The 25,068-nt window shown below is 50.6% G+C and carries 19 protein-coding genes and 1 pseudogene; 12 read left to right on the forward strand and 8 right to left on the reverse strand.

Going from position 1 to position 25,068, the window contains the following annotated elements; translation table 11 throughout:
- The first annotated feature begins 48 nt into the window (after window positions 1-48).
- On the forward strand, window positions 49-1,773 hold the full coding sequence (locus D570_RS0101925; RefSeq protein WP_033376790.1) for a zinc-dependent metalloprotease: 1,725 nt from the start codon (window positions 49-51) through the stop codon (window positions 1,771-1,773).
- A gap of 115 nt (window positions 1,774-1,888) precedes the next feature.
- Here D570_RS0101925 and D570_RS08215 read toward each other — a convergent pair whose 3' ends face one another.
- On the reverse strand, window positions 1,889-3,397 hold the full coding sequence (locus D570_RS08215) for an ATP-dependent helicase (RefSeq protein ID WP_018142718.1): 1,509 nt from the start codon (window positions 3,395-3,397) through the stop codon (window positions 1,889-1,891).
- 144 nt (window positions 3,398-3,541) lie between these two features.
- Here D570_RS08215 and D570_RS08220 point away from each other — a divergent pair, with 144 nt between their 5' ends.
- Together D570_RS08220 and D570_RS0101940 are read left to right on the forward strand one after the other, a co-directional pair.
- The gene (locus tag D570_RS08220; RefSeq protein ID WP_018142719.1) at window positions 3,542-5,194 is read left to right on the forward strand and encodes a phosphotransferase; all 1,653 of its coding nucleotides are present in this window, start codon (window positions 3,542-3,544) and stop codon (window positions 5,192-5,194) included.
- A 42-nt stretch (window positions 5,195-5,236) separates the two neighbouring features.
- Window positions 5,237-5,461 carry a DUF3107 domain-containing protein gene (locus D570_RS0101940; protein ID WP_018142720.1) on the forward strand — a complete coding sequence of 75 codons (225 nt, stop codon included), beginning with the start codon at window positions 5,237-5,239 and terminating at the stop codon, window positions 5,459-5,461.
- A 91-nt stretch (window positions 5,462-5,552) separates the two neighbouring features.
- Here D570_RS0101940 and D570_RS0101945 read toward each other — a convergent pair whose 3' ends face one another.
- Window positions 5,553-6,428, reverse strand: coding sequence for a PHP domain-containing protein (locus tag D570_RS0101945; protein WP_018142721.1), 876 nt, complete (start codon window positions 6,426-6,428; stop codon window positions 5,553-5,555).
- 40 nt (window positions 6,429-6,468) lie between these two features.
- On the opposite strand from D570_RS0101945, the gene D570_RS08225 reads away from it, so the two are divergent.
- The 3 genes from D570_RS08225 to D570_RS0101960 all read left to right on the forward strand — a co-directional run bounded on the left by D570_RS08225 (window position 6,469) and on the right by D570_RS0101960 (window position 8,512).
- Entirely contained in the window at window positions 6,469-7,086 is a 618-nt protein-coding gene (locus D570_RS08225) for a vitamin K epoxide reductase family protein (protein WP_018142722.1), read from the forward strand.
- A 34-nt stretch (window positions 7,087-7,120) separates the two neighbouring features.
- Window positions 7,121-7,519 (forward strand): MmcQ/YjbR family DNA-binding protein, encoded by a 399-nt coding sequence (locus D570_RS0101955; protein WP_018142723.1) that lies wholly within the window; start codon window positions 7,121-7,123, stop codon window positions 7,517-7,519.
- Between the two features lie 198 nt (window positions 7,520-7,717).
- Window positions 7,718-8,512, forward strand: coding sequence for an alpha/beta fold hydrolase (locus D570_RS0101960; protein ID WP_026181780.1), 795 nt, complete (start codon window positions 7,718-7,720; stop codon window positions 8,510-8,512).
- A 54-nt stretch (window positions 8,513-8,566) separates the two neighbouring features.
- Here the strand turns inward: D570_RS0101960 and dapF are convergent, their stop codons facing one another.
- Window positions 8,567-9,511, reverse strand: a complete 945-nt coding sequence (gene dapF, locus D570_RS0101965; protein WP_018142725.1) for a diaminopimelate epimerase — start codon at window positions 9,509-9,511, stop codon at window positions 8,567-8,569.
- A gap of 86 nt (window positions 9,512-9,597) precedes the next feature.
- Here dapF and D570_RS0101970 point away from each other — a divergent pair, with 86 nt between their 5' ends.
- Both D570_RS0101970 and murI read left to right on the forward strand, forming a co-directional pair.
- Entirely contained in the window at window positions 9,598-10,452 is an 855-nt protein-coding gene (locus tag D570_RS0101970) for a patatin-like phospholipase family protein (protein ID WP_018142726.1), read from the forward strand.
- Complete coding sequence (murI, locus tag D570_RS0101975) at window positions 10,445-11,221, forward strand: glutamate racemase (RefSeq protein ID WP_018142727.1); 777 nt, start codon at window positions 10,445-10,447, stop codon at window positions 11,219-11,221. Before D570_RS0101970 ends, murI begins: the two co-directional genes overlap by 8 nt.
- 83 nt (window positions 11,222-11,304) lie before the next feature.
- On the opposite strand, the gene D570_RS09675 is transcribed toward murI, so the two are convergent.
- Window positions 11,305-11,859, reverse strand: coding sequence for a GNAT family N-acetyltransferase (locus D570_RS09675; RefSeq protein ID WP_033376795.1), 555 nt, complete (start codon window positions 11,857-11,859; stop codon window positions 11,305-11,307).
- Between the two features lie 75 nt (window positions 11,860-11,934).
- A pseudogene (locus D570_RS09605) lies at window positions 11,935-12,306 on the reverse strand (DUF488 domain-containing protein); the annotation flags it as partial.
- 208 nt (window positions 12,307-12,514) lie between these two features.
- Here D570_RS09605 and D570_RS0101990 point away from each other — a divergent pair.
- Window positions 12,515-13,855, forward strand: coding sequence for an O-acetylhomoserine aminocarboxypropyltransferase/cysteine synthase family protein (locus D570_RS0101990; protein ID WP_018142729.1), 1,341 nt, complete (start codon window positions 12,515-12,517; stop codon window positions 13,853-13,855).
- Window positions 13,856-13,927: 72 nt separating this feature from the next.
- The gene (locus tag D570_RS0101995; RefSeq protein WP_033376800.1) at window positions 13,928-14,323 is read left to right on the forward strand and encodes a DUF1304 domain-containing protein; all 396 of its coding nucleotides are present in this window, start codon (window positions 13,928-13,930) and stop codon (window positions 14,321-14,323) included.
- A 77-nt stretch (window positions 14,324-14,400) separates the two neighbouring features.
- Here D570_RS0101995 and D570_RS0102000 read toward each other — a convergent pair whose 3' ends face one another.
- From D570_RS0102000 to gltB, 3 genes are all read right to left on the reverse strand, one after another.
- Window positions 14,401-15,753 (reverse strand): MFS transporter, encoded by a 1,353-nt coding sequence (locus D570_RS0102000; RefSeq protein WP_018142731.1) that lies wholly within the window; start codon window positions 15,751-15,753, stop codon window positions 14,401-14,403.
- 268 nt (window positions 15,754-16,021) lie between these two features.
- Entirely contained in the window at window positions 16,022-17,551 is a 1,530-nt protein-coding gene (locus D570_RS0102005; RefSeq protein ID WP_018142732.1) for a glutamate synthase subunit beta, read from the reverse strand.
- A complete protein-coding gene (gene gltB / locus D570_RS0102010; protein ID WP_018142733.1) occupies window positions 17,551-22,152 on the reverse strand; it encodes a glutamate synthase large subunit in 4,602 nt (1,533 codons plus the stop codon). The genes D570_RS0102005 and gltB overlap by 1 nt, the downstream gene beginning before the upstream one ends.
- Window positions 22,153-22,668: 516 nt before the next feature.
- Between gltB and D570_RS0102020 the strand changes: the two genes are divergently transcribed.
- Entirely contained in the window at window positions 22,669-23,682 is a 1,014-nt protein-coding gene (locus tag D570_RS0102020; protein WP_018142735.1) for a LacI family DNA-binding transcriptional regulator, read from the forward strand.
- 113 nt (window positions 23,683-23,795) lie between these two features.
- Window positions 23,796-24,977 carry an ABC transporter substrate-binding protein gene (locus D570_RS0102025; RefSeq protein WP_018142736.1) on the forward strand — a complete coding sequence of 394 codons (1,182 nt, stop codon included), beginning with the start codon at window positions 23,796-23,798 and terminating at the stop codon, window positions 24,975-24,977.
- The last annotated feature ends 91 nt before the right edge of the window (window positions 24,978-25,068 follow it).

Raw genomic sequence — 25,068 nt, forward strand, 5'->3', positions numbered from 1 at the left:
ATTGTGGCAAAGGAACTTTTACGAGGATTGGATCTTATGGACGACGGTATGAACGAAGAAGAACTGCACAAGTGGATGATTGACTCCTTCGGGCCTTTTGAAGGCGAGATGGCATGGCAGCAGTTCCAAGAGCTTCCTGAATACGTGCGCGAACAGCTTTTACGCGAAGGCCAAAAGGGATTGCCAAATCCTCATGAAGTACAGTCCTTGATGCAAGCCTTTACCGAAAGCGGCATGAATTCGTTTACGGATATTCAAAATACCTTGGATTCTGGTCCGATTAATCGACGATTGGCGAAAAATATAGCACAGCAACGTGCGCGCGAAGGCGAAGATATCACCGTCATCAGCGCTGCTCAGTCACAGAAAGTACGCAGCGCAAATTCGGAAGTCAATTTATGGCTGGATTCTGCCACGACTTTAATCCCGTCGACCGAGCCGATTAGCGTATACACCCGTAATGAATGGGTGGAGGAAACGCTGCCACAATGGCTTGATTTTGCGGCTCCTGTGGCTTCTTCCATGAATAATGCCTTGTCTACGGTGTTTATGGAAAGATTTGGCTCTCAAGGATTAGATGGTGAAATTTCTGGTCTTTTTGCAGGACCGGTTAATATTCCACTGCCGGATGATTTAAAGGATCCTGGCAAACTGCTCAGCGTGTTGGGCAATACCTCGTATGCAATGCAGTTCGGCTCTGCAGCGGGTGCGCTATCCCATGAAGTGCGTGGAACCTTTGACCAAATTATAGCGTTGACAGATAATCCTTCTGGTGGCATCGTGCCAGAAAATGTGAAAGCATACGCCGACACCTTGGAAATCGACGAGTCTGAGGTCTTGAGCTACCTGCTGTTGGTAGAAAGCGCTCATGCACGACTATTCCATAATGTGCCGTGGTTGATGCCGCAGTTTAAGGCGCTTATTTCCAAGTATGCACGCTCGATCAGCATAGATTTGGATGCTATGGAGCAGGAGCTGCGCGAGGCGCAGGCTATGAATCCGGAGTCCATCGCAGGCGCTGTAAATCTTGGCAAAGTGGGCATTACAAACACGCCGGAGCAACGCGAGGCCTTGAATCGTTTGGAAACACTGCTCGCACTTGTAGAGGGCTGGGTGGATAGCGTGGTATGGCATGCGGGCATGCCGTACTTACCGCACATTGAGCAATTGCGCGAAATGCTACGTCGCGAGCGCATTTCTGGCTCTGCTGCTACGCGGAGTTTCGAATCTTTGGTAGGTTTGAGTCTCCATCCGAAGAAGATGCGCGAAGCCAGCGAAATGTGGGAAACATTGACGCTTGCGGAAGGTCAGGAAGGCAGAGATGCGCATTGGCAGCACCCGGATTCGTTACCGGTACTCGCTGATGATGTAATGCGCGAGCTCAAAAGCGCAGACAAGCAAACAACGCTGTCTACACAGGACTTGGCTGAGCTGGATTCTGGATTGTTTAGCGAACCGGATGACGATGCCGAAAATGCTGTTGCTTCTGAAGATAATACTGCACAAACTCCTGCGCAGGCGCAATCGGCTACCGAAAATACTGACTCCTCTGCTCCTACTCCATCGCAGTCCCATGCTTCCTTCTCCTCTATCGACTGGGATAGTGAGCTGGAGCAGTTGCTGGATGCGGAAGAATCCAGCAAGGATAAGCCTACAAAATCTGACGATGCTTCGGATACTTCTGAAGAGAATCCTCAGAACGAGGATCAAGCGGGCGATAATCAGGACGGCGCTGATCAGGACAGTGAGGATGAACAGGGAGCGCAAGATTAAAAGTCTTGCCCCACAATCCCAACTTTAGAGATTCAAGGTGGTGAAGTCTGAGCTTCACCACCTTTTTATATGTTTATATGCGCTGCAATATATGCCGCGTGTGCCCCTGACCCAGCTAAGATTTACGATGCTGCCGGCGAATGGCATTATGCGCTTCCCGCACAAATCGGCTTACGGTACGGTCTCCTGCGTAGGCGTTTTCATATGCACGGTCCGCATAGCACAGATAAACCTGGCGAATGCCACGCGTAAGCGCCACATAAAAAATGCGCCGTTCTTCCTCGAGATGCTCATTATCCTGATCATCACTGCGGTCAGGGTTATACGGTAAATTCCCTTCAAAACAGTCGGGTATAAACACCGTATCCCATTCCAAACCTTTGGCTGCATGAATGGTGGAAATCGTTACGGCTTCCTTCTCCTGCGCTCCCAGCAGCACTACGTCGTTATCGAGTTTAACGTTGACTTCCAGTCCTTGCTGACGGCAAATTCTCGCCATCTCGCGAGCGCGCGCCCGTGTTCGCGTTAACACCGCAAAATCACGGAGTTTGGCGCCTCTACTCATGTGCCACCGGATGCGTGAAGCTATGCCTCGAAGCTGGTTTTCATCCGTATCGAATCGTGCGATATTGACTTTCGGTCCGGGCTCATTGTCTGTGCGCAATTCTATGTAATGTTCAGCCTCTAAGGAGTGAGCCAGCGTGGCGTTTGCAAATTCGACGATATGTCCGCTGGATCGGTAATCCGTATTGAGCTGAATATCCTTGGATACTGGCGCAAATTCCTCATCAAAATGGGTCAGATAGTAACTCGTTGCACCCGCGTAGGAGTAAATCGTCTGCGCCGGATCGCCTACCACACAAATATCTCTGTGCTCGCCCAGCCATAAGGTGAGCAAGCGGTGCTGGAGCGCAGACACATCCTGATACTCGTCAATGGTAATATGGCGCATATTTTGACGAAATTCTTCGGCTAATTCCTCATAGTTTTCGTAAATATGCGATAGCAGCAGCAAGCTATCGTCGAAATCGATGACGTTGTGACGTCGTTTTTCTAATTCAAAATTGTGCGCAATATCTAGTATTTGCTCAGGCGTTGTATCCAGCGGCAGTGTGCGATGAAGAGCGGTGACTACGCGTTTATAGTCCTCATATGGGATGAGATTGACTTTCATCCAGGATATTTCTTGGATGATTTGGCTAATTTCAGCATCCGTATAATCGTCAAATTCGAGCACACGCGAGAGTGCGGCATTGGCGTAAAGATTCATATCGCTGGAAATTTCCGGCGAATCTCGGTGCGAGAGAATGCGCCATGCACGTCTAAGCTGCGAATATGCGGCGGAGTGGAAGGTGCTCGTGTGCACACCACGGACTTGCAAGGATGCGAGACGGTTTTTCATTTCATCTGCAGCTTTATTGGTGTAGGTGACAGCGAGAGTAGCATCGGGACTCCACTGCCGTGTGGCGCATGCGTATGCGATGCGGCGCGTAATCGTACGCGTTTTGCCTGCACCTGCTCCGGCTATGATGCGTACCGGCCCTTGAAGGGACTCGACGGCTTCACGCTGTTTGTCGTCTAACCCGTCCACAATGGAATCATAAGCAGCTGGAGATGTCGTCATACACACCTATGGTACACAACTTATGCGCCGTGTATTATTCTTAAAACTGTGAGTCAACGTTCAGTATTAGAAATAGCAGCCCTTGCGTCCGCCGCCATACCTGAGCTTTCCGTCGCGTCCACACGCGGGTCGGAACAGTTTTTCATGAGTGGCGACAAGAAAGATATCGTAACCGCTGTCATTACCAGCGTTGAAGGCGTGGAATATGATGTCAGCGTTTCATCTAGCCCGGAAGGCAAGAAAATTTTGAAGGACCGCGCTAAAGCGGCCTTTGTGCTGTCACATTCTAATACTCCAGCGGGTTTAAGTTTTGCGCTGGAAAAGTACACCTTATATATGCCCGGTGATGATATTCGCGGCGTTACGGCTGATACGGCCGTGTACATTACCCCACACATCGATGGCGATGCTGTGGCCTTGCGCAATTTGACCTCCGCCCAATGCACTGCGGCGGGCACTGCCATTGCAACGATTCACCGTTTGCGCCCCGGCTTTCTACGCGCTGCGAAATATCCTTCCTATACGGCGAAGGATATCCAAAACCAATTGCATGCGTGGATTCGCAATTTGGAAAATGCTGGGCATATTCCTTCGGAGATTATCCGTAATTGGAAAAATATTATTGGCACAGAAGGCTTGTGGAATTTCAATACCCGCTTAGTGCATGGCGGCATGGAAAACGGCGATTTTCTGTTCCTCGCTGATTCGGTGAATGCTATCCGCCATTGGGAAAATATGCAGATTAACGATCCTGCGCGTGATTTGGCATGGATTTTTACGCATTTGAATAAATCTCATCGGGACGCATTTATTGCAGCATACAGCCGCGTGATGGGCAGCCGTTTGGACAATATGATTTGGCTGCGTGCGGGCTTGTGGACGCAGATGGAGCAGGTCGGTGAGTATATGCGCGCGCTGACAAATGCAGATACTACCAAGATATTGGCCTTCAAGTCTCAGGTTAATTCTTTGGCGCATCAGATTGCGAAGAATAATCCTCAGCGTGAGCCTATTGAAAAGAAGTCCTCTTTGACGGTGGGCGATTTGCTGGAAAATCCGGAGGCCGTGCAAGGAAAGGCAGAAACTCGCTCGCGTGGTGGCCACTCGAGCAAGGCTGCACACACACGCTTTGTGGTGGATTCTGGTATGCGCTCTCCTCAGGTGCACGCGGAAGAGAATGCGCCTGTGCGCGCTGAAATGAGCGGCGGCACGACGGATGACAACACCATTGAGTCTGCACGCAATGTGTCTGAGACTTTTGACGGCACACAGGCTTTTGCCGGTACGTCTACGGCTCCTGCCCCACCGCAGCAGTCGGCTCGCAAAAACTGGAATTCCACGCCCAGCCAGTCGGAAAGCTTTACCTTTACCTCAGACTCGCAGGCGACGCCTGTATCCCACGGCTACACAGCTGATCAAACGGACGCGGATGCAGTGGCCGAAAGTCTGGAAGATATAAATGTGGCCAGCGTGGAATTAACCAATGCTGCATTGATCGATCAAGAAGCTACGATTGCTATGCAGGCCCAGTCCGCGGCAGCGGCAGCACGTCATGCACGCGAAGGCCTGACTTACACTTCCCAGAGCAGCTACGTGCCGGTGGATTCCTTTGGTTTTGTGATGAGCTCGGATAAGACCCTTTCTCAGGTGTCTGGTCCCGCTCAAGCGCAGTCCCCGGTGGATAATCAGGAGCACACGGACGAGGATAGTGACACCGGCGAATCCGCCATCGTGCAGGATGAGATCGAGACAACGGTCTTCGCTGCCCATGAAAACGACGCTGCTGACGAGCAATAAATACTAAACTGGGTATCAGTATTCGTTCACGAAAGGAAAATCATGCTTGTAGAAATTGGCGTACAAAATGTAGGAAAAGCCCTTACTTTTGAAACAAAAGAATCTGCTCAAGACGTGAGTGCGAAGATTAATGAGGCAATTTCTGCTCAGCGCACCTTGGAGTTGACCGATGAAAAGGGTCGTACCTTCGTTGTGCCTGTTACCACCTTGGCATATGCCATTGTGGGTTCTGAATCTACGCATCCAGTGGGTTTTGGTGCCTTGTAAAACGCAGCGAACTCACTAAATACTCCATCAAAAAGGGGAATCCGCGGACAGGCCGAACGGATTCCCCTTTTTCGTACGTTTTTGAGTGACGTTAAGGAAGCACTCTAATACGACCACGGCGTATAATTTCCATCGCCGTCTCGTTGTCCGTCGTATTTTCGCCTAAGACATTGGGCTTGCCACTGCCATGCCAATCCGACCCACCGGTGATAAGCAGACCTAACTTATGCGCGAGATGAGTTAAACGCTCTTGCTGGGCTTGAGGATTATCCCGATGATGCACTTCCAATCCATCCAAGCCACATTCTTTGGTGAAGAATTCGATGTCCTCATCGCTGAGCAACTCGCGATTTCGTGAAGGTGCACCGCAGTGAGCCAAAACCACCACGCCTCCGGCATTCTTCAAAGCTGTCACAACCTCGGACACGCGTGGTGAAAGCACAGGAATATAGTACGGACTTTTACCGGAAATAATGCCCGCAAAAGCATCCGAACGCGTATGGTAAACGCCCGCTTCTACCAAGGCATCGGCGATGTGGGGACGACCAATGGTCGTCGAGTCCCCCTCGTGCGCCTGATCCAACACGGACTGCCAAGAAATAGGATAATCCTGCGAAATCTTCTCCACCATGATTTTGGCACGCTCTACCCTGCGCTGCCGCATGCGCTCATACAAGTCCAGCACATTGTGGTCTTCGCAGTCATAGAGATACGCCAACACGTGCACGCTGACTCGACCATGATCGTGCTGAGCCGTAATTTCTGTGCCCCGGATGAGCGGGTACCCCAGCTCGAGGGATGTCTTCTTTGCTTCTTGCCAACCGGCTATCGTGTCATGATCACTAATTGCCACACCCTGAAGTCCTTGGCTTTGAGCCAAGCGAATTAATCCCGATGGACTATAGGTGCCATCCGAAAACACCGTGTGGCAATGCAAATCCCACCCTAAATCTTGTGAAGCAGTCATAGTTCTATCGTAGACTGAGCCCGTAACGAAAGGCGAAATTATGGTAAAACTTCACGGTTGGCGTCATGCATCCACATGGTTATATCTCGTCATGCTCCTAGCCTCGGCCACGGCTCTGCTCGTCTCCTTTGTGTTAAGCGCTGAAACATTGCAATTAGCACGCAATCCACAAGCAAGCTTGGGCTGTGATGTAAATGCCGTGATTTCCTGCTCGGATGTGGCAAATTCTTGGCAGTCGGAATTTATCCGCTTTGGTTCGTTGAGTTTTCCTAATGCCTTCTTTGGCATTGCGGCAGAAAGCGTCTTTGTGACTGTGGCAGTAATTGGTTTAGCGCGTATTACGATGCCTCGCTGGTTTGCTCTCGCCGCGTGGGTGGGTAATCTGCTCGCGCTTGCCTATGCGCTCTGGCTTTTTAGCCAGTCTGTATTCGTCATTCAGGCTCTGTGCCCGTGGTGCATGCTTTTGCTCGTGTCCACGATGTTGCAATTCATGGCTATGTCTCATGCCACCTTTGCCATGCAAGGAATAGGCGGAAAATCTCAGGCTTTGTATTACTACTACCATCTCAATATTGACTTGCTCGTAGATTTGCTTCTGTATGCAGCGGTCGCAGCAATAATCCTGCTCAAGTATGGGGCAGCCCTGTTCGCCGCTTAATGATCCCGCTAGACCTCATAATACGAGAAGAATCATGGATGCGCTGGACTCCGGACAGTCAGTTATCGATTTTGTGAATGATTACTACGACTGCATAGTGGATTATCCGTGGCAGAATCATCCCAATTTTGCCGTTTTACGCCATGGTTACAGCCGTGCATGGTTCGGGCTGGTCATGGATATTTCTGAAAGTCTGCTCGGCATCAGCGATAGTGCGAAAATTATCGAGGTCCTCAATCTGAAAGCAGATCCGCGTGAGGTTGAGTTTCTTATCGAGCAGCCGGGCATTTTCCCGGCGTATCATATGAACAAAAAGCACTGGGTTTCTGTGCTACTCGACGCCCACACGGATACAGAGCAGCTACGGCAACTCATCGATGATAGTTTTACGCTGACCCAGAAGAAGGTTGATGAGATATATTCACAACCCTAGACGGTTATCAGGAAGACCAGAATACACAATGATGTATGTTCTGGGCTTTTTCTGTGTTAACGGCACCGTGGCACCCCAGACCGTGTATATTGCTCAGTAACGGGTACTGCAAGGGATAAACGGATACATGCGGTGAGGCACAATCCGAACTTTCCAGAGAAAAACTCCTGACGCAGTCCGGATGAAATGTGAGGAAAAATGAAACCGATGAAGCTCTCTCAATGCCCTATCACGTATTTCATCAGCGGCACGGAACATGACGAATGGATTCTTTTTATCCACGCAGCTTTTGTCCATCATCATATGTTTGATGCGCAAATCGAGTATTTTCAACAATCCTACAACGTGGTGGCCATCGATATCCTCGGTCACGGAGAATCGACGGACGCACAGAAAGGCGATAGCATCGACCGGATGTCTGAGTGGATATACGACATCTTGAATGCAGAAAATATCAGACACATACATATTGTGGGTGTTTCTATCGGCGCAGTGCTGGCGCAGGATTTTGCGAATCATCATCCCGAGCGTGTGCGCTCGCTTGCCTGCTTTGGCGGTTATGACATCAATAATTTTGATGCCGCGATGCAAAAGCACAATGGCGCCCAACAGATGGCGATGATGGCGAAAGCACTCTTCTCAGTAAAATGGTTTGCAGAAGAAAACAAGAAAATTTCTGCCCACACCGAGCAAGCGCAACATGCTTTTTATGCCATGAATATCACATTCCCGAAAAAATCTTTTCGGTATTTAGCCACGCTCAACAGCCTAATCAATCAGCATCAAACAGGCGATAGAGATTATCCCCTGCTCATTGGCTGCGGAGAATTCGATATTCCTATGGCACGAGAAGCAGCCCGGCAATGGCACCAGCGCGAGCCGGACAGCCGGATGGTCATTTTTGAACAGGCAGGGCATTGCGTCAATATGGACGTGCCGGAGGTTTTCAATAAAACTCTGGACGAATTTTACGAGTCGATCCGCAAACGCTGATTCGTTCTCGAAAGCGTGCCGCAATACTTGGAGTACTGACTTACCAATGCCCGCCTAATACAGCGTCACTTCCGCCACGAGCTGCGCGTCACCCGTCAAGATAACGCGCTCTGGACTGACATTCACTAGCAAGGTGCCGCCAGGCACATGAATCCTCCAATTATTCACCTCAATACGCTGAGCCAGCACCACGCCCGTAGCGCACAGACCCGTGCCGCAAGATAGAGTCTCACCTGCTCCGCGCTCGTACACGCGCATGGTAGCTTCGCCCTGATTTGTGCTCGTGTCATAGGCATCGATGCGCACAAATTCCGCATTTTGTCCCTCCGGTAGCTGCGGGCTTACCTCAGGCGCACGGCGAAGATCCAGTTCCTCCACATCCGGCAACGCATTCACCTGCACAGACAGCTGCATGCCCATACTGAGCTGAGACAAATCGAGCTGCTGCCCCACCACGCTCACAACGTGTGGATTTCCCATATTTACGAAAGTGCCCATACCTTGCTGCTCAGACGAGGCTACACTCACCAAGTACTCGTCTGGCATGCCTGCAGACCACGGACCCATATCGATGCTAAAAACATGCTCGCCCAAGCCTTCCACGGCTCCTAAAAAGGTGAGATATTTGATGCCTGCGCGCGTGGCCAAGGCAAAAGGCTCATCCGCGCTGGCCTGTGTCAGCCCCTCGCGCATCGCCAACGCTGCGGTCACACGCGTGCCATTGCCGCACATTTCAGCCACAGAACCATCGGCATTGCGATAATCCATAAACCAGTGTGCTCCGGCCTCGTGAAATGCCTGAGCCTGCTCCGCGCTGATATCGCTGACATATTCCGGCGGGGTCAAACGAATCAATCCATCTCCCCCGATGCCGAAATGCCGGTCATCTAAAAATCGAATCTCCTCCGGAGTGGGCTCAAATTCTCCCGTCTTGTCCAGATAAATGACAAAATCATTACCGGTGCCATGCGCTTTTATTACTGTCTGTGGGTATGCCATAGCACCATAGTACTCACGGGGTTTCGCTTCGAGCAATGAAACGAATTCTTCGCACTGAGAGAAGGGGACGCATTAAACTATAAAGCATGGTTACGGGAATTATTGACGTTGGCGGCGGATATCGCGATATTTTTGGTGCAGGAGTGTTAGACGGCGCGCTTCAGGCGGGTCACAGTTTTGATCATAGTTATGGAATTTCGGCTGGCAGTGGCAATTTGACCTCCTTTTTAGCGGGTCAGTATAAGCGCAACTACCGTTTTTACATCGAGTATGCGTTCCGTCACCGTTACGCTTCCTTCAGGAATATGCTGACAAAGCGTGATTTTATTGGTTTGGATTATGCCTATGGCACCCTGTCTAATAGCGATGGCGAGTATCCGTTAAATTATGAGGCTTTTGTAGAAAATCCGACGACGTTGACGGTTATTGCCAGTAATGCGTTGACGGGTAATCCGCATTATTTTTCGAAGAGTGATCTTTCGCAGGATGATTATTCGGTTATTATGGCGTCATCCTGCGTGCCCGTGGCGAATCGACCGGTGATGATTCAAGGCGCACCATATTTTGATGGCGGGCTGACGGATCCTATTCCTGTGCAACGTGCGTTTGACGATGGCTGCGACCAGGTGGTGCTCATTACCACGCATCCAGATGACTTTGTGCGCGATCCTAAAAAGGATGCCGCACCGGCACGTATTCTAAGGAGAACGTACCCTGCGGCGGCGCAGGCTTTGCGCAACCGTGCTCAAACCTATAATGATGAAATGGCTTTGGCACAGCGTTATCAAGAGCAGGGCAAGCTGCTGATTATCAGTCCAGATGACACGTATGGTCTGGGCACGCTGAGCAAGACGCGCCAGGGATTGCTGGATATGTATGATGATGGCGTGCGCAAGGCTGAGCTGATAACACGATTTTTTGAAGGCGATATGAATGACTAATACTGCTCCGATAGGTGTTTTTGACTCGGGACTCGGAGGGATTTCTGTAGTTAATGAAATTCACAAGCTCATGCCGCATGAGGATATTATTTTTTATGGTGATTCTGCCCATGCGCCTTACGGTGTGCGTTCTACTAAGGACGTGCAGGAGTTGAGTTTTCGTGTGGCGGATCATCTGATTTCTCAGGGCGTGAAGGCCATTGTTATCGCCTGCAATACGGCTACGAGTGCAGCTGCCCAGGCCATGCGCGAGGCGTACGATATTCCTATTATTGGCATGGAGCCCGCGCTCAAGCTCGCCTGTGACTTGGGGCAGGGTGAGCCCCAGCACGTGATTGTCACCGCTACTCCCCTGACGTTGCGTGAAAAGAAATTTGCCAATCTCATGCAGCGTTTTTCTGCTGTGCACACCATCGAAAAGCAGCCCTGCCCGAAGCTCGTCGAAATTGTGGAAAAGGGCGAGATCGGTAATGCTGATTTGGTCAATGCCACTTTGCGCGAGTATATGGATCATTACGATATGAATTCTGTGAATTCGATTGTGCTCGGTTGCACGCATTTTACGTATTATCACGATTATTTCCGACAGATACTGCCCGAGCATGTGACTATCGTGGACGGTAATGAGGGCACAGCACGCCATCTGCAGGAGGTGCTGGCTCAGAGGGATGCGCTGACCGATAGCACGGATAAAGGCTTGATTACGCTGGACAATTCTTCGGATGATCAGCGCATGCTGGCTCTGTCCGAAAGCTTTGTACAGCGCTAATTGCCTCGAAACTAAGAAAAAAAATAGGCTGCGGGTCGAGTACCTCACAGCCTATTTTATATACATACGTGCAGGAGTCTGGTTTAAAGCTTTTTCTGGAGCAAGAAATCGACTTGTGGATCCTCTCCAACCATGAAGGTGTGCTCGCTAAAACGCTCGTATCCCCAGCTCTTGTAGAACTGCTGCGCCGCGAAATTGTACTGCCACACGCCCAGCCAGAGAGATGTGCAGCCGTGCTCCTGAGCGATGTCCACAGCCTTTTCCATCAAATACGTGCCCAATCCGCGCCTCTTAAAGCGAGGCATCACATACAAACGCTGGACTTCCAAGCTGTTGCGGGGAATTTCAGGACCATCCTCGGTTTGGACGCCATACAGGTTCACCTTCAAAAAGGCCGCCATTTCGCCGCTGTGTTCATCGATCAGTCCGAAGTGGAGCATTTTCTCAGTGCTGAGCTCCTCCTCGATGGTCTCAAGACGGAAAGCCTCGGCGATAAAACCGTCGTTATCCTGTGGCTCGCTGGTCAGCAAAAACGTGTCTTCAAAGGTGACAGCCTCCACCCATTGTAAGGCTGTGGCATCATCGGTGGTCAACTTGCGGAAAACAAGACCGCTGAGATCTGCTGCCTTCGGAGGCATGGAAGTCTTACGCGTGGTCTTTTTCGCGGGAATCGTGGAAATTTCAAAGCCTTGGGAATTGACCACAGGCTCAATTTTCTCAGAAGTTTGCGCGATGAGGTAATTGCGCAACACATGCGCATGGTTGAAGACACCGTCTTTTGCACCGTACACCAAGGTGATGCGGCCATCGCTGTGCTCTTTCATAAGCTCAATGAGCTGGCCCACCGCAGGATTTTCATCCAACTCTGCCCGGTATTTCTCAGCAAATTCCACATATGTATCGACATTGTGCCCCCACCACGTGCGCAGCTGCGGAGAAGGTGCGATATCCTTATTCCACGCATCGATTGCAGCCTTCTCTTTGGACACGCCCCGCGGCCACAAGCGGTCTACAAGAATGCGATATCCATCGATATCCGGTTGCGCCGGAGCATATGCACGTTTTAAAGCAATGTCTACAGTCATATTTCCAAACTAAAACAGGTACACGATAAGTGTCAACGTCTATGCGGCTAAGCCCACAGTTTGAGCCCTTCTCATACGACTTATAACAAATCGCTATAGCCGTCTTCCGCATGTTGCAAGCGATGCCCGGCACAATGAGAGAGGATAAAGGGGTTGTTAAAAAGCTCAGGTACTAAGCCACGGACCACAAAGGAAAGCGAGAAAATTTATGAGCGCACAGGACCAGCACGCACAGTCATCACAGTCCGACTGTAGTTTTGAAACGCAACGCCTGCATGCCGGCTATAATCCGGCTGAGCATCACGGCTCCATCCAGGTGCCCGTGTACCAAACGGCTGCTTTTGCTATGCCGAGCGCTCAGGCAGGTCGGGATATGGCAGAAGGTCGCCGCCCGGGCTTTACTTACTCGCGTGTGGGCAATCCTACGGTAGATGTGCTGGAACAACGCTTGGCAGCTTTGGATGGCGGCGTGGCGGCGGCCTGCGTAGGCTCAGGCATGGCCGCCATTTCTAATGCCCTGCTATGTGTGGCCGAGGGCGGTGGACACATTATTTCGCATCACGATATTTACGGTGCCGCATTGGATGTGCTGGTAAGCTTTCTGCCTAAATTCGGGGTGCACGTGGATTTCGTAGACGATATCAACGATGCCGAGCAGATTAAAGCGGCGCTGCGTCCAGATACCAAGGCTATTTACGTAGAAAGTGTGACAAATCCGCGCACCGTCATCACGGATCTAGAGCGCGTGGCTGAGGTTGCGCATGAGGCAGGTATTCCTGTCATCGTGGATAACACCTTCCCTACCCCGTACCTCTTCAAACCGCTCCAGCATGGCGCCGACATTGTGGTCTACTCCTCTACAAAGGCTCTGAACGGTCATGCAAATGCGGTGTCCGGTGTCATCGTGGATGGCAGCAGCTTCGACTGGTCGGCTCACAAGGCACGTTTTCCACAGTTTTTCGAGCCGGAATTGACCTTGTATAACGACCGTTTGGACCATGTGCCCAGCATTGCAGAGGTGTTTGGCGCTGCTGCTTTTATCCAGCGCATCAAAATCAAGTATGTGCGCTTGCTAGGTGCGGTGCTGGGTCCTCAGGAGGCGTATTTGGAAATTATTGGCTTAGAAACTATTTCCGAACGTTTGGATAAGCAAGTAGCGAATACACGGAAAATCGTGGATTATCTGCGTAGTAATACGCATGTACGTCACGTCAATTACGCGGATCAACCGGACTGTGCTCAGCTGGATTTGGTTCAGCGATACTTCCCGCGGGGCATTGGTTCGATTTTTTCCTTTGAACTCGAGGGTGATGAAGACAAGGTGGATAGGGTCATCGATGCCTGTCGCATTTTTTCTTATGTGCCGAATGTGGGCGATGTGCGCAGTTTAATCGTCAATCCTGCGCGCACCACACATCGCGAAATTCCTCAGGAATTTTGGCACAAAGATGGGCTCAATCCGCAGCTGATTCGCTTGAGCATCGGGTTGGAAAGCGCCGAAGACTTGATTTACGACTTAGATCAGGCCATCAGAGCCGCCTTTGAATGATTTAGCTCACAAAAATGCGAGAAATTTTTTCATAGAGAATTCACAGCAAATACTCACGGTATGATAGAAAATATGAATACTGTTTTAATTATTGGCCTCATTTTTGCCGGAATTAGTGCTGCCATTCATATTCTTATTGCTTACATGGAAATGTACGCATGGAAGGGTTCGCTTGCCCGCAAGATTTTCGGAGGCACGCCTGAAGAGGCGGAACCTTTCACCTTCTACGCATACAATCAAGGATTGTATAATTTGTTCCTCGCTATTGAAGTGATTGCCGGTATCATCGTCACACTTTTCGCTCAGTACACGATTGGCGGAACTTTGATGATTGCGGGCGTAGCTTCTATGACTGCCGCTGCTATTGGTTTGGTGTTGAAAGATAATTCCTACCAAGCTGCAGCCTTCAAGCAAGGTACATTCCCCGCTTTTGCTTTAGTATTTGTGATTATCGGATTGCTGCTGTAATTTCAGATCTACGAATTTACGAAATACCCCACGCGGATTGAACTGCGTGGGGTATTTTATTGCGACAGGAGGCTTTCTTAAACCTCGACGCTGGTCAATATTGGTTTCAGGGTTGCTTCGCGAATCTGCTTCACACCCGCAAAAGCCAGAATCAGTGCGACGAAGGCCAGCGCGGTGACTGTAATAAAGCCGCCCTGGGAGCCATACTGGTCGATGAAGTATCCTGCGATGGAGTTTCCGATGGAGCCACCGATGGAATTCATGGCGGACATAATGCCCACACCCTCCGTAAACTGTGCGGGCGGTATGAGGTGCAGCACAATTTGGTTGCCGTTAATCCATGTCGGCGACTGGCACACACCGATGAAGAGGTACGCCACCATAATTACCCAAATATTCTTCGCGAAAATAAAGGAGCTCAAGCCCAGTGCTACTACGATAATGCAGAAATAGAAACGAATCCACAAAGGAATGCTCCACGATTTTGCGCCGTACAGTGTAGCTCCTACGAGCGAACTGAAGGAGAAGCAAGCGAAGACAAAACCGGTCAATGCTTGCACATCCTGCTCTTTAGCGAAAGCAATAATCGAAATACCAGAAGCACTTTGGAAGGCTCCCAATCCGAACCACGTCGCACAAATGGCGATGAAACCGATGGAGAAAATGGATGACTTTTTCTTACCATCCCGCGCATCGCCCGACAACTCGGCAGCTCGAGCCGCTTCCTGCGCGCGAAGCTCTTTTCTCGTGACGCCGGCCTCTCGTGCCAAATCCGTTTGGCTTGGAGGTTCTGTGGAGCGCACACCCAGAAACATAATGGTACCGATGGCTACAAAAATTCCGGTTACAGAAAAGGAGAGCATGCCGGAAATGACGGCAAGGATGGAGGACAAAGGATTCCCCACCAACCACATGGCTTCATCCAATACGGAGGAAAAACCCATGGCCCGATTGATTTTTTCAGAGCTGTTCTCTTTATTTTTGAGCAAATGTGTCCAGCGCGCACGGCTCATAGCACCCCAAGGTGGGATAAAAGCCATGAACGGCACCAGCAGGTACAAAATCCATTCCGGAGCGTGCAGTTGAATGCTCGTAATAAGCGCTGCCGCCGCTATCATCCACACGATGACGATAGGCACAGACACCTTTGTTTGTCCGAATCGATCCACCAGTCTGCCAAAAACTGGCGTCAAAATCGCCAAGGCAATGGCTTGCACAGCGCTAAGCGTGCCCGCAAGCGTGTAACTGCCGTATATATTTTGCACGGAAATCGTGATGCACATGCCCACCATCGGGAATGGCATCGAGGCAATAACTGCTCCGACCGAGTACCGAGCAGTATGAGGATATGAAAGGAGTTCTCCGTAGCCACCGAAAAGGCGCTGAAATATGGACTTTCCATACTTGTTGCTACTGGTAAACTGCGACATAAGGCAACCGTATTCCTCCTCTTTTATCGTAGGTTCCTTAATTCGCTACCCACTCTATGCATCGCGGCTTACTAATATGCGCTCAACACTCTGATAGAGGACAATAAATATTTGAAGTTTTTGTAAGGATTACTGATGGTTCAGAAAAGCTGAAATTTCAGTAATTTTCGTGGGGTTTTACGGGTATTTTTTCGTGCCAGAAAACGCAAAAAGCGAGCAGAGTTTTTACCCTGCCCGCTAAGCTGTTTGTCGCTGTTTATCCGCGAATTTATGCGCGTGGAAGAGCCATCCCTCTGTCGGTCGGTGCTACAGGCGTAGGCAATTCTGTGCTCTTCGAATGGCTTAGATACTGATCAACAGCAGAAGCGCAGGAACGCCCTTCCGCGATAGCCCACACGACGAGGCTTTGCCCACGTCCCGCATCGCCACAGACAAATACACCCTCTTGACTGGATTCGAAGTTGTGATTGCGGCCAATATTTCCACGATTATCCAGCTCCACCGGTAGTTGGTCTACAAGGGTAGCCGTATCCGGATGCAAGAAGCCCACAGAAATCAGCACCAAATCCGCGGGAATGACGCGCTCCGTGCCCGCCTGACGCGTAAATGGTCCGTCTTCGCCCGGCGCCACATCCACAATGCGCAGGCCCGTCACCTTGCCCGTCTGATCTGCGATGAAGGAATCCGGCGCGCTAGCTTCCAGGGATTGCACACGCGAAGCACCTTCAAATTCCACAGAATCCGTGTTGTACACATAGGTACCGCCCTCTTCCATAGACGAGGTGCGCTGATACGTGCGCGCGTATGTCGGCCATGGCTGACTATCAGGACGCTCGAGTGGCTCCTGAGGCATAATCTGCAGGACTGTCACATCCTTGGCACCTTGACGCAAAGCCGTACCTAAGCAATCCGACCCCGTATCGCCACCGCCGATAATGACCACATGCTTATCCTTCGCTGTAATGTCGTGCACGGGTTTGACACCATATATCCTGCGCGTAGCATCCGGCAAAAATTCCATAGCAAAATGGATGCCCTCGAGCTGACGACCCTGGAGATTCATATCACGTGGCACCGTGGACCCGATGGCCACCACCACGGCATCATAGCGACCGCGCAACTCGTCCCACGATATATCGCGACCAATTTCCACACCGGTCTTAAAGCGCGTGCCTTCCTCCTTCATCTGCTCCACTCGCCTATCGATGAGCTGCTTTTCCAGCTTAAAATTCGGGATACCATAACGCATCAGACCACCGATGGCATCGTCCCGCTCGTAGACCACCACCGTATGACCAGCACGTGTCAACTGCTGAGCGCATGCTAGACCGGAAGGACCGGAGCCCACGACAGCCACGGTCATATCCGTCAAACGCGTAGGTGGCAAAGGCTTTACCAAGTCCAGCTTCCACGCTTGGTCAATAATCGTATGCTCATCGTTCTTAATCATGGTTGGTGGCTGGTGTATGCCCAGTACGCACGCCTGCTCGCACGGCGCAGGGCAAATCAGCCCCGTCACCTCTGGGAAATTATTGGTCGAAGAAAGCCGGTTGTAGGCATCCTCCCACTTTCCTTGGCGCACGAGGTCATTAAATTCTGGAATGATATTGCCCAACGGGCAACCGGTCATGCAAAACGGTGTGCCACAATCCATGCACCGTGCGGCCTGCTGCGTGGTCCAGCTTTGCAGACCCGACTGTGCGTGGACATCCAGCCAGTCTTGGATGCGCTCTTCAACCGGGCGCGAGTCCAACTCTTCGCGTGTGCGCACTTTCAAAAAACCGCGTGGATTAGCCATTATCGTGCCCCTTCCATAACCTGCTCGTAGACGTTTTCCCATACTCCCGGCTGATTGAAATCGATGTGCTCTTTCTCCGCTCGGATCATGGCATTGCTCATCGCCACGAATTGACGCGGAACTACGTGGGTAAAACGTGCTAAAACGTAGTCTTCATGAGCATCCAATTGCTGCACGAGATTTTGTGCAAAGACCGAATGCGTTTCTTGGGCGAATTTTTTCAGGTTTTTCGTCAAGAATTCCGCCTCCGCTGAATCCGCCGTTACCTGCTCGAAGAGCAGGGTTTTGTGCGCAAGGGCCTGAGGATTGACACTGTGCATATCCAGATCGAGCACATACACGTGACCACCCGAGAAGCCTGCTCCGAAGTTTCGTCCCATGGAACCCAAAATGATGGCGTGTCCACCGGTCATATACTCGCAAGCGTGATCTCCCGTGCCTTCGACTATCATGGTGGCTCCCCCGTTGCGCACGGCGAAGCGCTCACCGGCACGACCGGCGATGAATAATTCACCAGACGTAGCACCGAAGCCTGTGACGTTGCCCGCAATGACATTGGTATGCGTATCAAACTGCACACCGTCTTCTGCGCGCACGATTAAACGACCGCCCGACAGACCTTTTCCTGCGTAATCATTGACCTCGCCCAGGATACGAATGGTTTCACCGCGTGGGATGAATGCGCCCACAGACTGACCCGCACTACCATGCAACGTCATATCGATCGTGTCATCTGCCAAACCCTGAGCCCCAAACTTCTTGGTAATGTGATAGCCCAACATGGTGCCGATGGTTCTGTGGACATTGCGAATCGGCAGCTCGATGCGCACAGGATCCTTGTACTCCAAAGCATCCCAGGATAAATCAATCAGCTGCTGGTCGAGAGCCTTTTCCAGCTCATGATTTTGCTCTTGGGTTTTGTGCAAAATCGTGCCCGGAGTTGGGCCCACCTGCGCCAGCACATTGCTCAAATCAATACCTTGAGTTTTCCAGTGTGCAATGGCTTCATCCTGGTCCAGGCACTCCACATGCCCCACAGCCTCTTCCAGACTGTGGAATCCCAGCTCGGCGAGAATTTCGCGCACCTCTTGAGCAATATAGAGGAAGAAATTCACCACATGTTCCGGCTTGCCGGTAAAGCGCTGGCGTAGCTCCGGATCTTGGGTTGCGATGCCTTGCGGGCAGGTGTTGAGATGGCATACGCGCATCATCACGCAACCTTCGACGATAAGCGCCGCCGTCGCAAAGCCGAATTCCTCGGCTCCCAACAATGCAGCCACCACCACATCGCGACCGGTTTTGAGTTCGCCATCGCATTGCACGGTAATGCGTGAACGTAAATTATTTAAGATCAAGGTTTGCTGCGTTTCTGCCAAACCAATTTCCCACGGCGTGCCCGCATGCTTGATGGCATTGAGCGGAGCTGCACCTGTACCACCGTCGTAGCCAGAAATCAGGACGACATCGGCGTGACATTTCGCCACACCTGCGGCGATCGTCCCCACACCAAATTCAGATACAAGTTTGACATGAATGCGCGCCTCAGGATTGGCATTTTTCGCATCAAAAATCAGTTGCTTCAAATCCTCAATCGAGTAAATATCGTGATGAGGTGGCGGAGAAATCAGCTCCACGCCAGGCGTAGCATGACGCACTTGCGCAATCCAAGGCGGCACCTTTGCACCCGGCAAGTGTCCGCCCTCGCCCGGCTTGGCACCTTGAGCCAGCTTAATTTGCAAATCCGTGGCGTTGACCAAATACTCGGATGTGACGCCGAAGCGTGCGGAGGCAATCTGCTTAATACGACTGACGCGATGAGGATCTCTGAGCCTGTCTGGGCTCTCGCCTCCCTCGCCACTATTGGAGCGAGCACCGAGCTGGTTCATGGCCTTTGCCAAGGTTTCGTGAGCTTCCTGGGAAATGGAACCGTAGCTCATCGCCCCTGTGGAGAAGCGTTTGACAATTTCGCTGACAGGCTCGACATCCTCGATGTCAATTGGCTGACGGTTACTGCGCAGCTTCATCAGCCCGCGCAAGGTCATAATGCGGTTGGAATTGTCATTGACATGCTGGGTATAGCGTTTAAACATGCCATAATCCCCACGCTGCGTGGACTGCTGGAGGAGGAAAATCGCCTCAGGATCGTTCAAGTGCTCCTCACCGGTGCGCCTCCAATGGTACTGTCCACCCGTTTGCAGGTTCACATGATGACGCACAGTAGGCTGCGTTGGATACGCCATGCGATGGCGCACAGCTACTTCTTCTGCCAGTTCATCCAAACCCACGCCGCCCACTTGCGAAACCGTGCCCGTGAAGTAGTCGCGGATGACGTCTTCGCTTAAGCCGACTGCCTCAAATAATTGCGCACCACGATAGCTCATAATCGTAGAAACGCCCATTTTTGCCATAATTTTCAGCACGCCGGTGGACAGTGCCGTGCGTAGATTTTCCACGGCCTGCGCCTCACTGACTGTGACGTAGCCCTCACGACTGAGCTCCTCCACGGATTCAAATGCCATATACGGATTTACGCAGGCAGCGCCATAAGCAATGAGTAACGCCACATGGTGAATTTCGCGCACATCACCCGCCTCCACGGCCATGGAAATACGCGTGCGATTATGATTTCTCAGCAGATGATGCTGCACAGCAGAGGTGAGCAAAAGGGACGGAATAGGCGCCCACATATGATCCGTATCGCGGTCAGAAAGAATGATAAAGTTTTTGCCCTCATCTATCGCCTGATCAATTTCTGCAAAAATCTCATCCAAGCGCGCTTTCAACGCCGGACCACCACCGGACATCGGATACAATCCGCGCACCACATACGGCTGGTAATATCCCTCCAGCACCGTGGCACGGTCTAAACGCTTCAGTTGAGCCATTTCATCCGAATTGACCACAGGGTAATCGATGACGATTTTCTTTGCCGCCAGCTCCGTGTCCGTGAGCAAATTCGTTTCCGGGCCGATGGCCGAGGTCAGGGAGGTAACGATTTTTTCGCGCTCCCAATCCAGCGGCGGATTCGTGACCTGCGCAAATTTCTGCGTGAAATAATCGAAGAGCATGCGACTGCGCGAGGACAAAGCTGCCATCGGCGTATCGTTGCCCATAGCACCCAGCGGTTCCTTGCCCGTATTTGCCATAGGTGTCAGAATAATCTTCAAATCTTCTTCTGAGTAGCCAAAAGCACGCTGGCGACGCTGCACGGATTGTCCGGAGTAACGCACATGCTCACGCGGTGGCAGTTCGCTCAGGCGCACAGAATTGTGCTGCATCCACTGCTGATACGGATGCTCACTGGCCAGCTGCTTTTTTACTTCTTCATCTGGAATTATGCGCCCTTCAGCCGTGTCTACAAGGAACATTTTGCCTGGCTCCAAACGACCTTTGGACACGATATCTTCTTGCGGAATTTCCGGCAAGACGCCACTTTCCGAAGCCAGTACGATGTATCCGTCCTTGTCCAGCTGCCAACGCCCCGGCCTGAAACCATTCCTATCCAGTTGAGCACCCACAAGCGTGCCATCCGTAAAGACAATATTTGCTGGGCCATCCCAAGGTTCAATCAACGTGTTGTTGTACTCGTAAAATGCTCGAATATCCGGGTCTAGGTCGGGGTTATTTTCCCACGCCGGCGGCAGCATCATCAAAACTGCATGCGGCAACGAACGCCCCGATAAGCTCAGCAATTCCAAGGCTTCGTCAAAGGTGCCAGAGTCTGAATTGCCCGGTACATCCAATGGCAACAACTGCTTCATATCCCCTAGCAATGCACTCTGCAAATTTCCGGAGCGCGCTGCTAGCCAGTTTCTATTGCCCTGGATGGTGTTAATTTCGCCGTTATGCGCAATCATCCTAAAAGGTTGCGCCAATGGCCAGCTCGGGAAAGTATTTGTAGAAAAGCGCGAATGCACGATGGCTACACGCGCCTTCATACTCATGGCGTTGAGATCTGGGAAGAATTCAGACAATTGCTGAGTCGTCAGCATGCCCTTGTACGTCATCATCCGCGTGGAAAGTGAAGCAAAATACACGCCCACCTCATGCTCCACACGTTTGCGAATGCGATACGCCACACGGTCTAATGCAATGCAAGATTTTTCGCCGTCCGGGTCACTCAGCGCAATCTGATAGAAGGCAGGCATTGTGGCCAAAGCCTGCAGACCCAAACTAGCCGGATTAGTCGGCACTAACCTCCACCCCAGCGTTTCCAGTCCTTCTTCAGTAGCAATGCGCGAGATGGCCTGCTGCTGCTGACCTGCGAGCGCGATGTCCTGGTCTAGGAACGCAATGCCCGCGGCATATGCGCCTTCACTAGGCAAATCGGCCTCGAAGACCTCCCGTAAAAATTCATCCGGCATGCTCATCATAATGCCGGCGCCGTCGCCAGTGTTTTCCTCTGCCCCCACTGCACCGCGATGATCGAGATTCTCGAGCACTTCCAAGGCGTTATCCACGATGCGATGCTCTGCAACCTTGTTGAGAGTTGTCACCATACCGACGCCGCACGCATCGTGCTCGAAGCGTGGATTGTATAAACCATCCGCTTGTTTCACGGTTAAATCCAAGGAATGAAACTGATTTTCACCTGAGACCATGTTTTCCTCCGACGATGTGTGGCTGCCCCTATGACGACCGCAGGCGATGAGCCATAGAACTTTGCAGTATGAGATAGGTAATGGATACGTACAGTCTGAAGACTGCGAAAGATGAACTCGACTATGCATTTCGCACATATTTAATGTTCGTTTTGAGTTCAATCATGCGCTTTTTAGCACGGCACACGATATGAAATGCAACATTTACTGAGCAGTGAAATGTGGCATTTCTCTTTCCTCTTTCCATCAGATCCTCTGTATGTATGTATCTACTTTCATACATAACAAGCCTCCGTAGTTTTTTGAACCGCTGGATAGCTTTTTCTTGCTTATGAATGAAACTCTTAAAAATATTAAAATACCGTTGTATTACAAGTACGGTTAAGAATGGGATTATTGGTTCGGAATGTGAGATGGGTACCACATCGCTGAAGCTCTCTATCCTGTGTTCCTTTCTCACAGACCTCCCGTGTTTTGCTAGAATACTTCTAATACTCGGCAGGAGGTCAGCATCACATGGTTACCATTCAAGACGTCGCTAAAGAGGCAGGCGTATCGAAAGCAACGGTTTCCTACGTACTTGCTGACAGTCCGCTCATTAGTGAAAAAACTGCCAATCGTGTCCGCAAAGCCATGAAAAAACTCGGATACTCGGTGAATCACGCCGCACGCGTTCTTTCTACAAAGCAAACCAAAACGATTGGAATCGTTGCTCCCGACCATCGCGGGGAAAGATTTTCACTATCGTTCGGCGCATATCTTTACAGCATCGGACATGCTGCTAGTAGCCTTGGCTATGATACGCTGTTGCTCATTGGAGATAACGACGTCGAATCTATGAAATCGGCGATTCGAGAACGAAAAGTTGATGGATTAATTCTGATGGATATCCATGACGATGATCAACGTGTCAACGCCATTCGCAATAAGAAGTTCCCAGTAGTACTCCTTGGCTCAACGACCAACAACCAAGGCCTCAACGTCATAGACACCAATTTCGAACAAGCAGCAACCTCCATAATTGAACACGTGCATTCCAGAGGACACAAGGAGATTCTTCTTATTACTTGGCCAGAGGAAATGTACAAGGCTCATCTGAACTTCGTCACGCGCTTCCATAACACCACGATTAAGTCAGCACAGGAAAAGAACATCACATTACATGTGCTCAAAGCACAAGCCGATACCTTCGGAACCTTTAATGAAATTAGAAATGCTTTGGAAACGAATCCGGACATTACATGCATTGTTGTTCACAATGATGCCGCGGTTATCTCTCTCCCTCAAGAACTGACGAGTATCGGAATCTCCGTTCCACAAGATTTGTCCGTGGTTTGCATCGTACCGGACCAAATGGGAATAGGCATGCACATTCCTTACACCGCTGTGGAGGTTGATATTGATAAAGTCGCTCTCGATACAGTGAATTTACTCATTACACATATGAACAATGCAGACCTCGCGCCTGAACAAATTTTCATCGATCAGCCCTTGGTAGACAACGGATCCGTGACATCTATACATAGATAGTTATCAAAAATTTGGCGTTCCTAACTTCGATATGATATATTTATTGAACCGGTTCAATTATCAATGAAGAACATTGAACCATATTGTAAAGAAGCAATATCAAAGGAGAGAAAATGTCAGCACACACCGGACTGAAGAAGACCTTATCTATACTTTGTGTATTAGGTGCATGCGTTGGTTTAACAGCATGCGGAAGCTCGAGCTCGTCAAGCCAGACGGACTCCAAAACGATTGAATTCTGGGATCCATATCCACAACATAAGACCGGTTCTGACTGGGACGAATACGTAAAGAAATGTGCTCCTGACGGATACACAATTAAGCGTCAGGGTCTCCCACAGAACGATTTATTTAATAATCTCACCACTGCTGTCAAAGCTGATAACGCTCCTGATGTTGTTCTTCTCGATAACCCATTTATGCCGAGTGCAGTTGACGCAGGTTTGTTGACTGATCTTAACAAAGCTGGTGTGGATACAGCTGGATTTGATGAAAATATCGAAGGTCCAGGAATTGTGGACGGCGTACAGTATGGATTAGCATTTGGAACGAATGCATTAGGCTTATACTACAACCCAGAAATCCTCGATAAAGCAGGCGTTGACCCAGCCAGCATAACCGACTGGGATTCCCTCAATAGCGCTATTGAAAAAGTCGTCGCGTCCGGTAGCAAGGGTATTACATTCTCAGGTATTACTGGAGAAGAAGGTGTATTCCAGTTCCTTCCATGGTACTGGGGTGCCGGAGCCACGCTTCAAGATCCATCCTCCTCCAAGGCAGATGAAGCTCGAGAGCTTGTTTCTAACTGGGTTCGTCAAGGATGGGCACCAAAATCCGTGACCACAGATAACCAATCAGCAAGCTGGGATCTTTTCTTGACAGGCGAGTATGGTTTCGGCGAGAATGGCTCGTGGCAAGCAGAATCTGCACATGAGAAGGGTTATGAAGTCATAGCAATTCCAGCAAAAGATGGCGGGGCTGCACCCGTTCCTACCGGTGGTGAGTTTGCGGCCATGCCATATCACAAGACAGAAAACACAGAAAAAACCAAAGCCTCTGCAGACGTTATTACTTGCATGACGAATAGTGAAAACTTGGTTAAGACCAACGAAGCACTGGGATATCTCGCCGCAAAGAAATCTAGCCGAGAAGAGCAAGTTGCACAAAACGAATTATGGAAGCCATGGGTGGCTTCCGTTGAAAATGCAGAAGGCCGCACCACTGAAGTCGGAATGGAATACGAATCACTCTCGGCACAGATCTCCGAAAAACTCCAGGATGCATTAAACAAATAGTTTCTGAAAGCGTTGCGTGTAATAAGTTATCTCGCCGAATCTTGATGAGTTCTCTAGCTTCCCCTCAAGATTCGGTGGGGATGACTTGCGC

The sequence above is a fragment of the Alloscardovia criceti DSM 17774 genome, assembly GCF_000376885.1.
In the GTDB taxonomy this organism is placed as follows: Bacteria; Actinomycetota; Actinomycetes; order Actinomycetales; family Bifidobacteriaceae; genus Alloscardovia; species Alloscardovia criceti.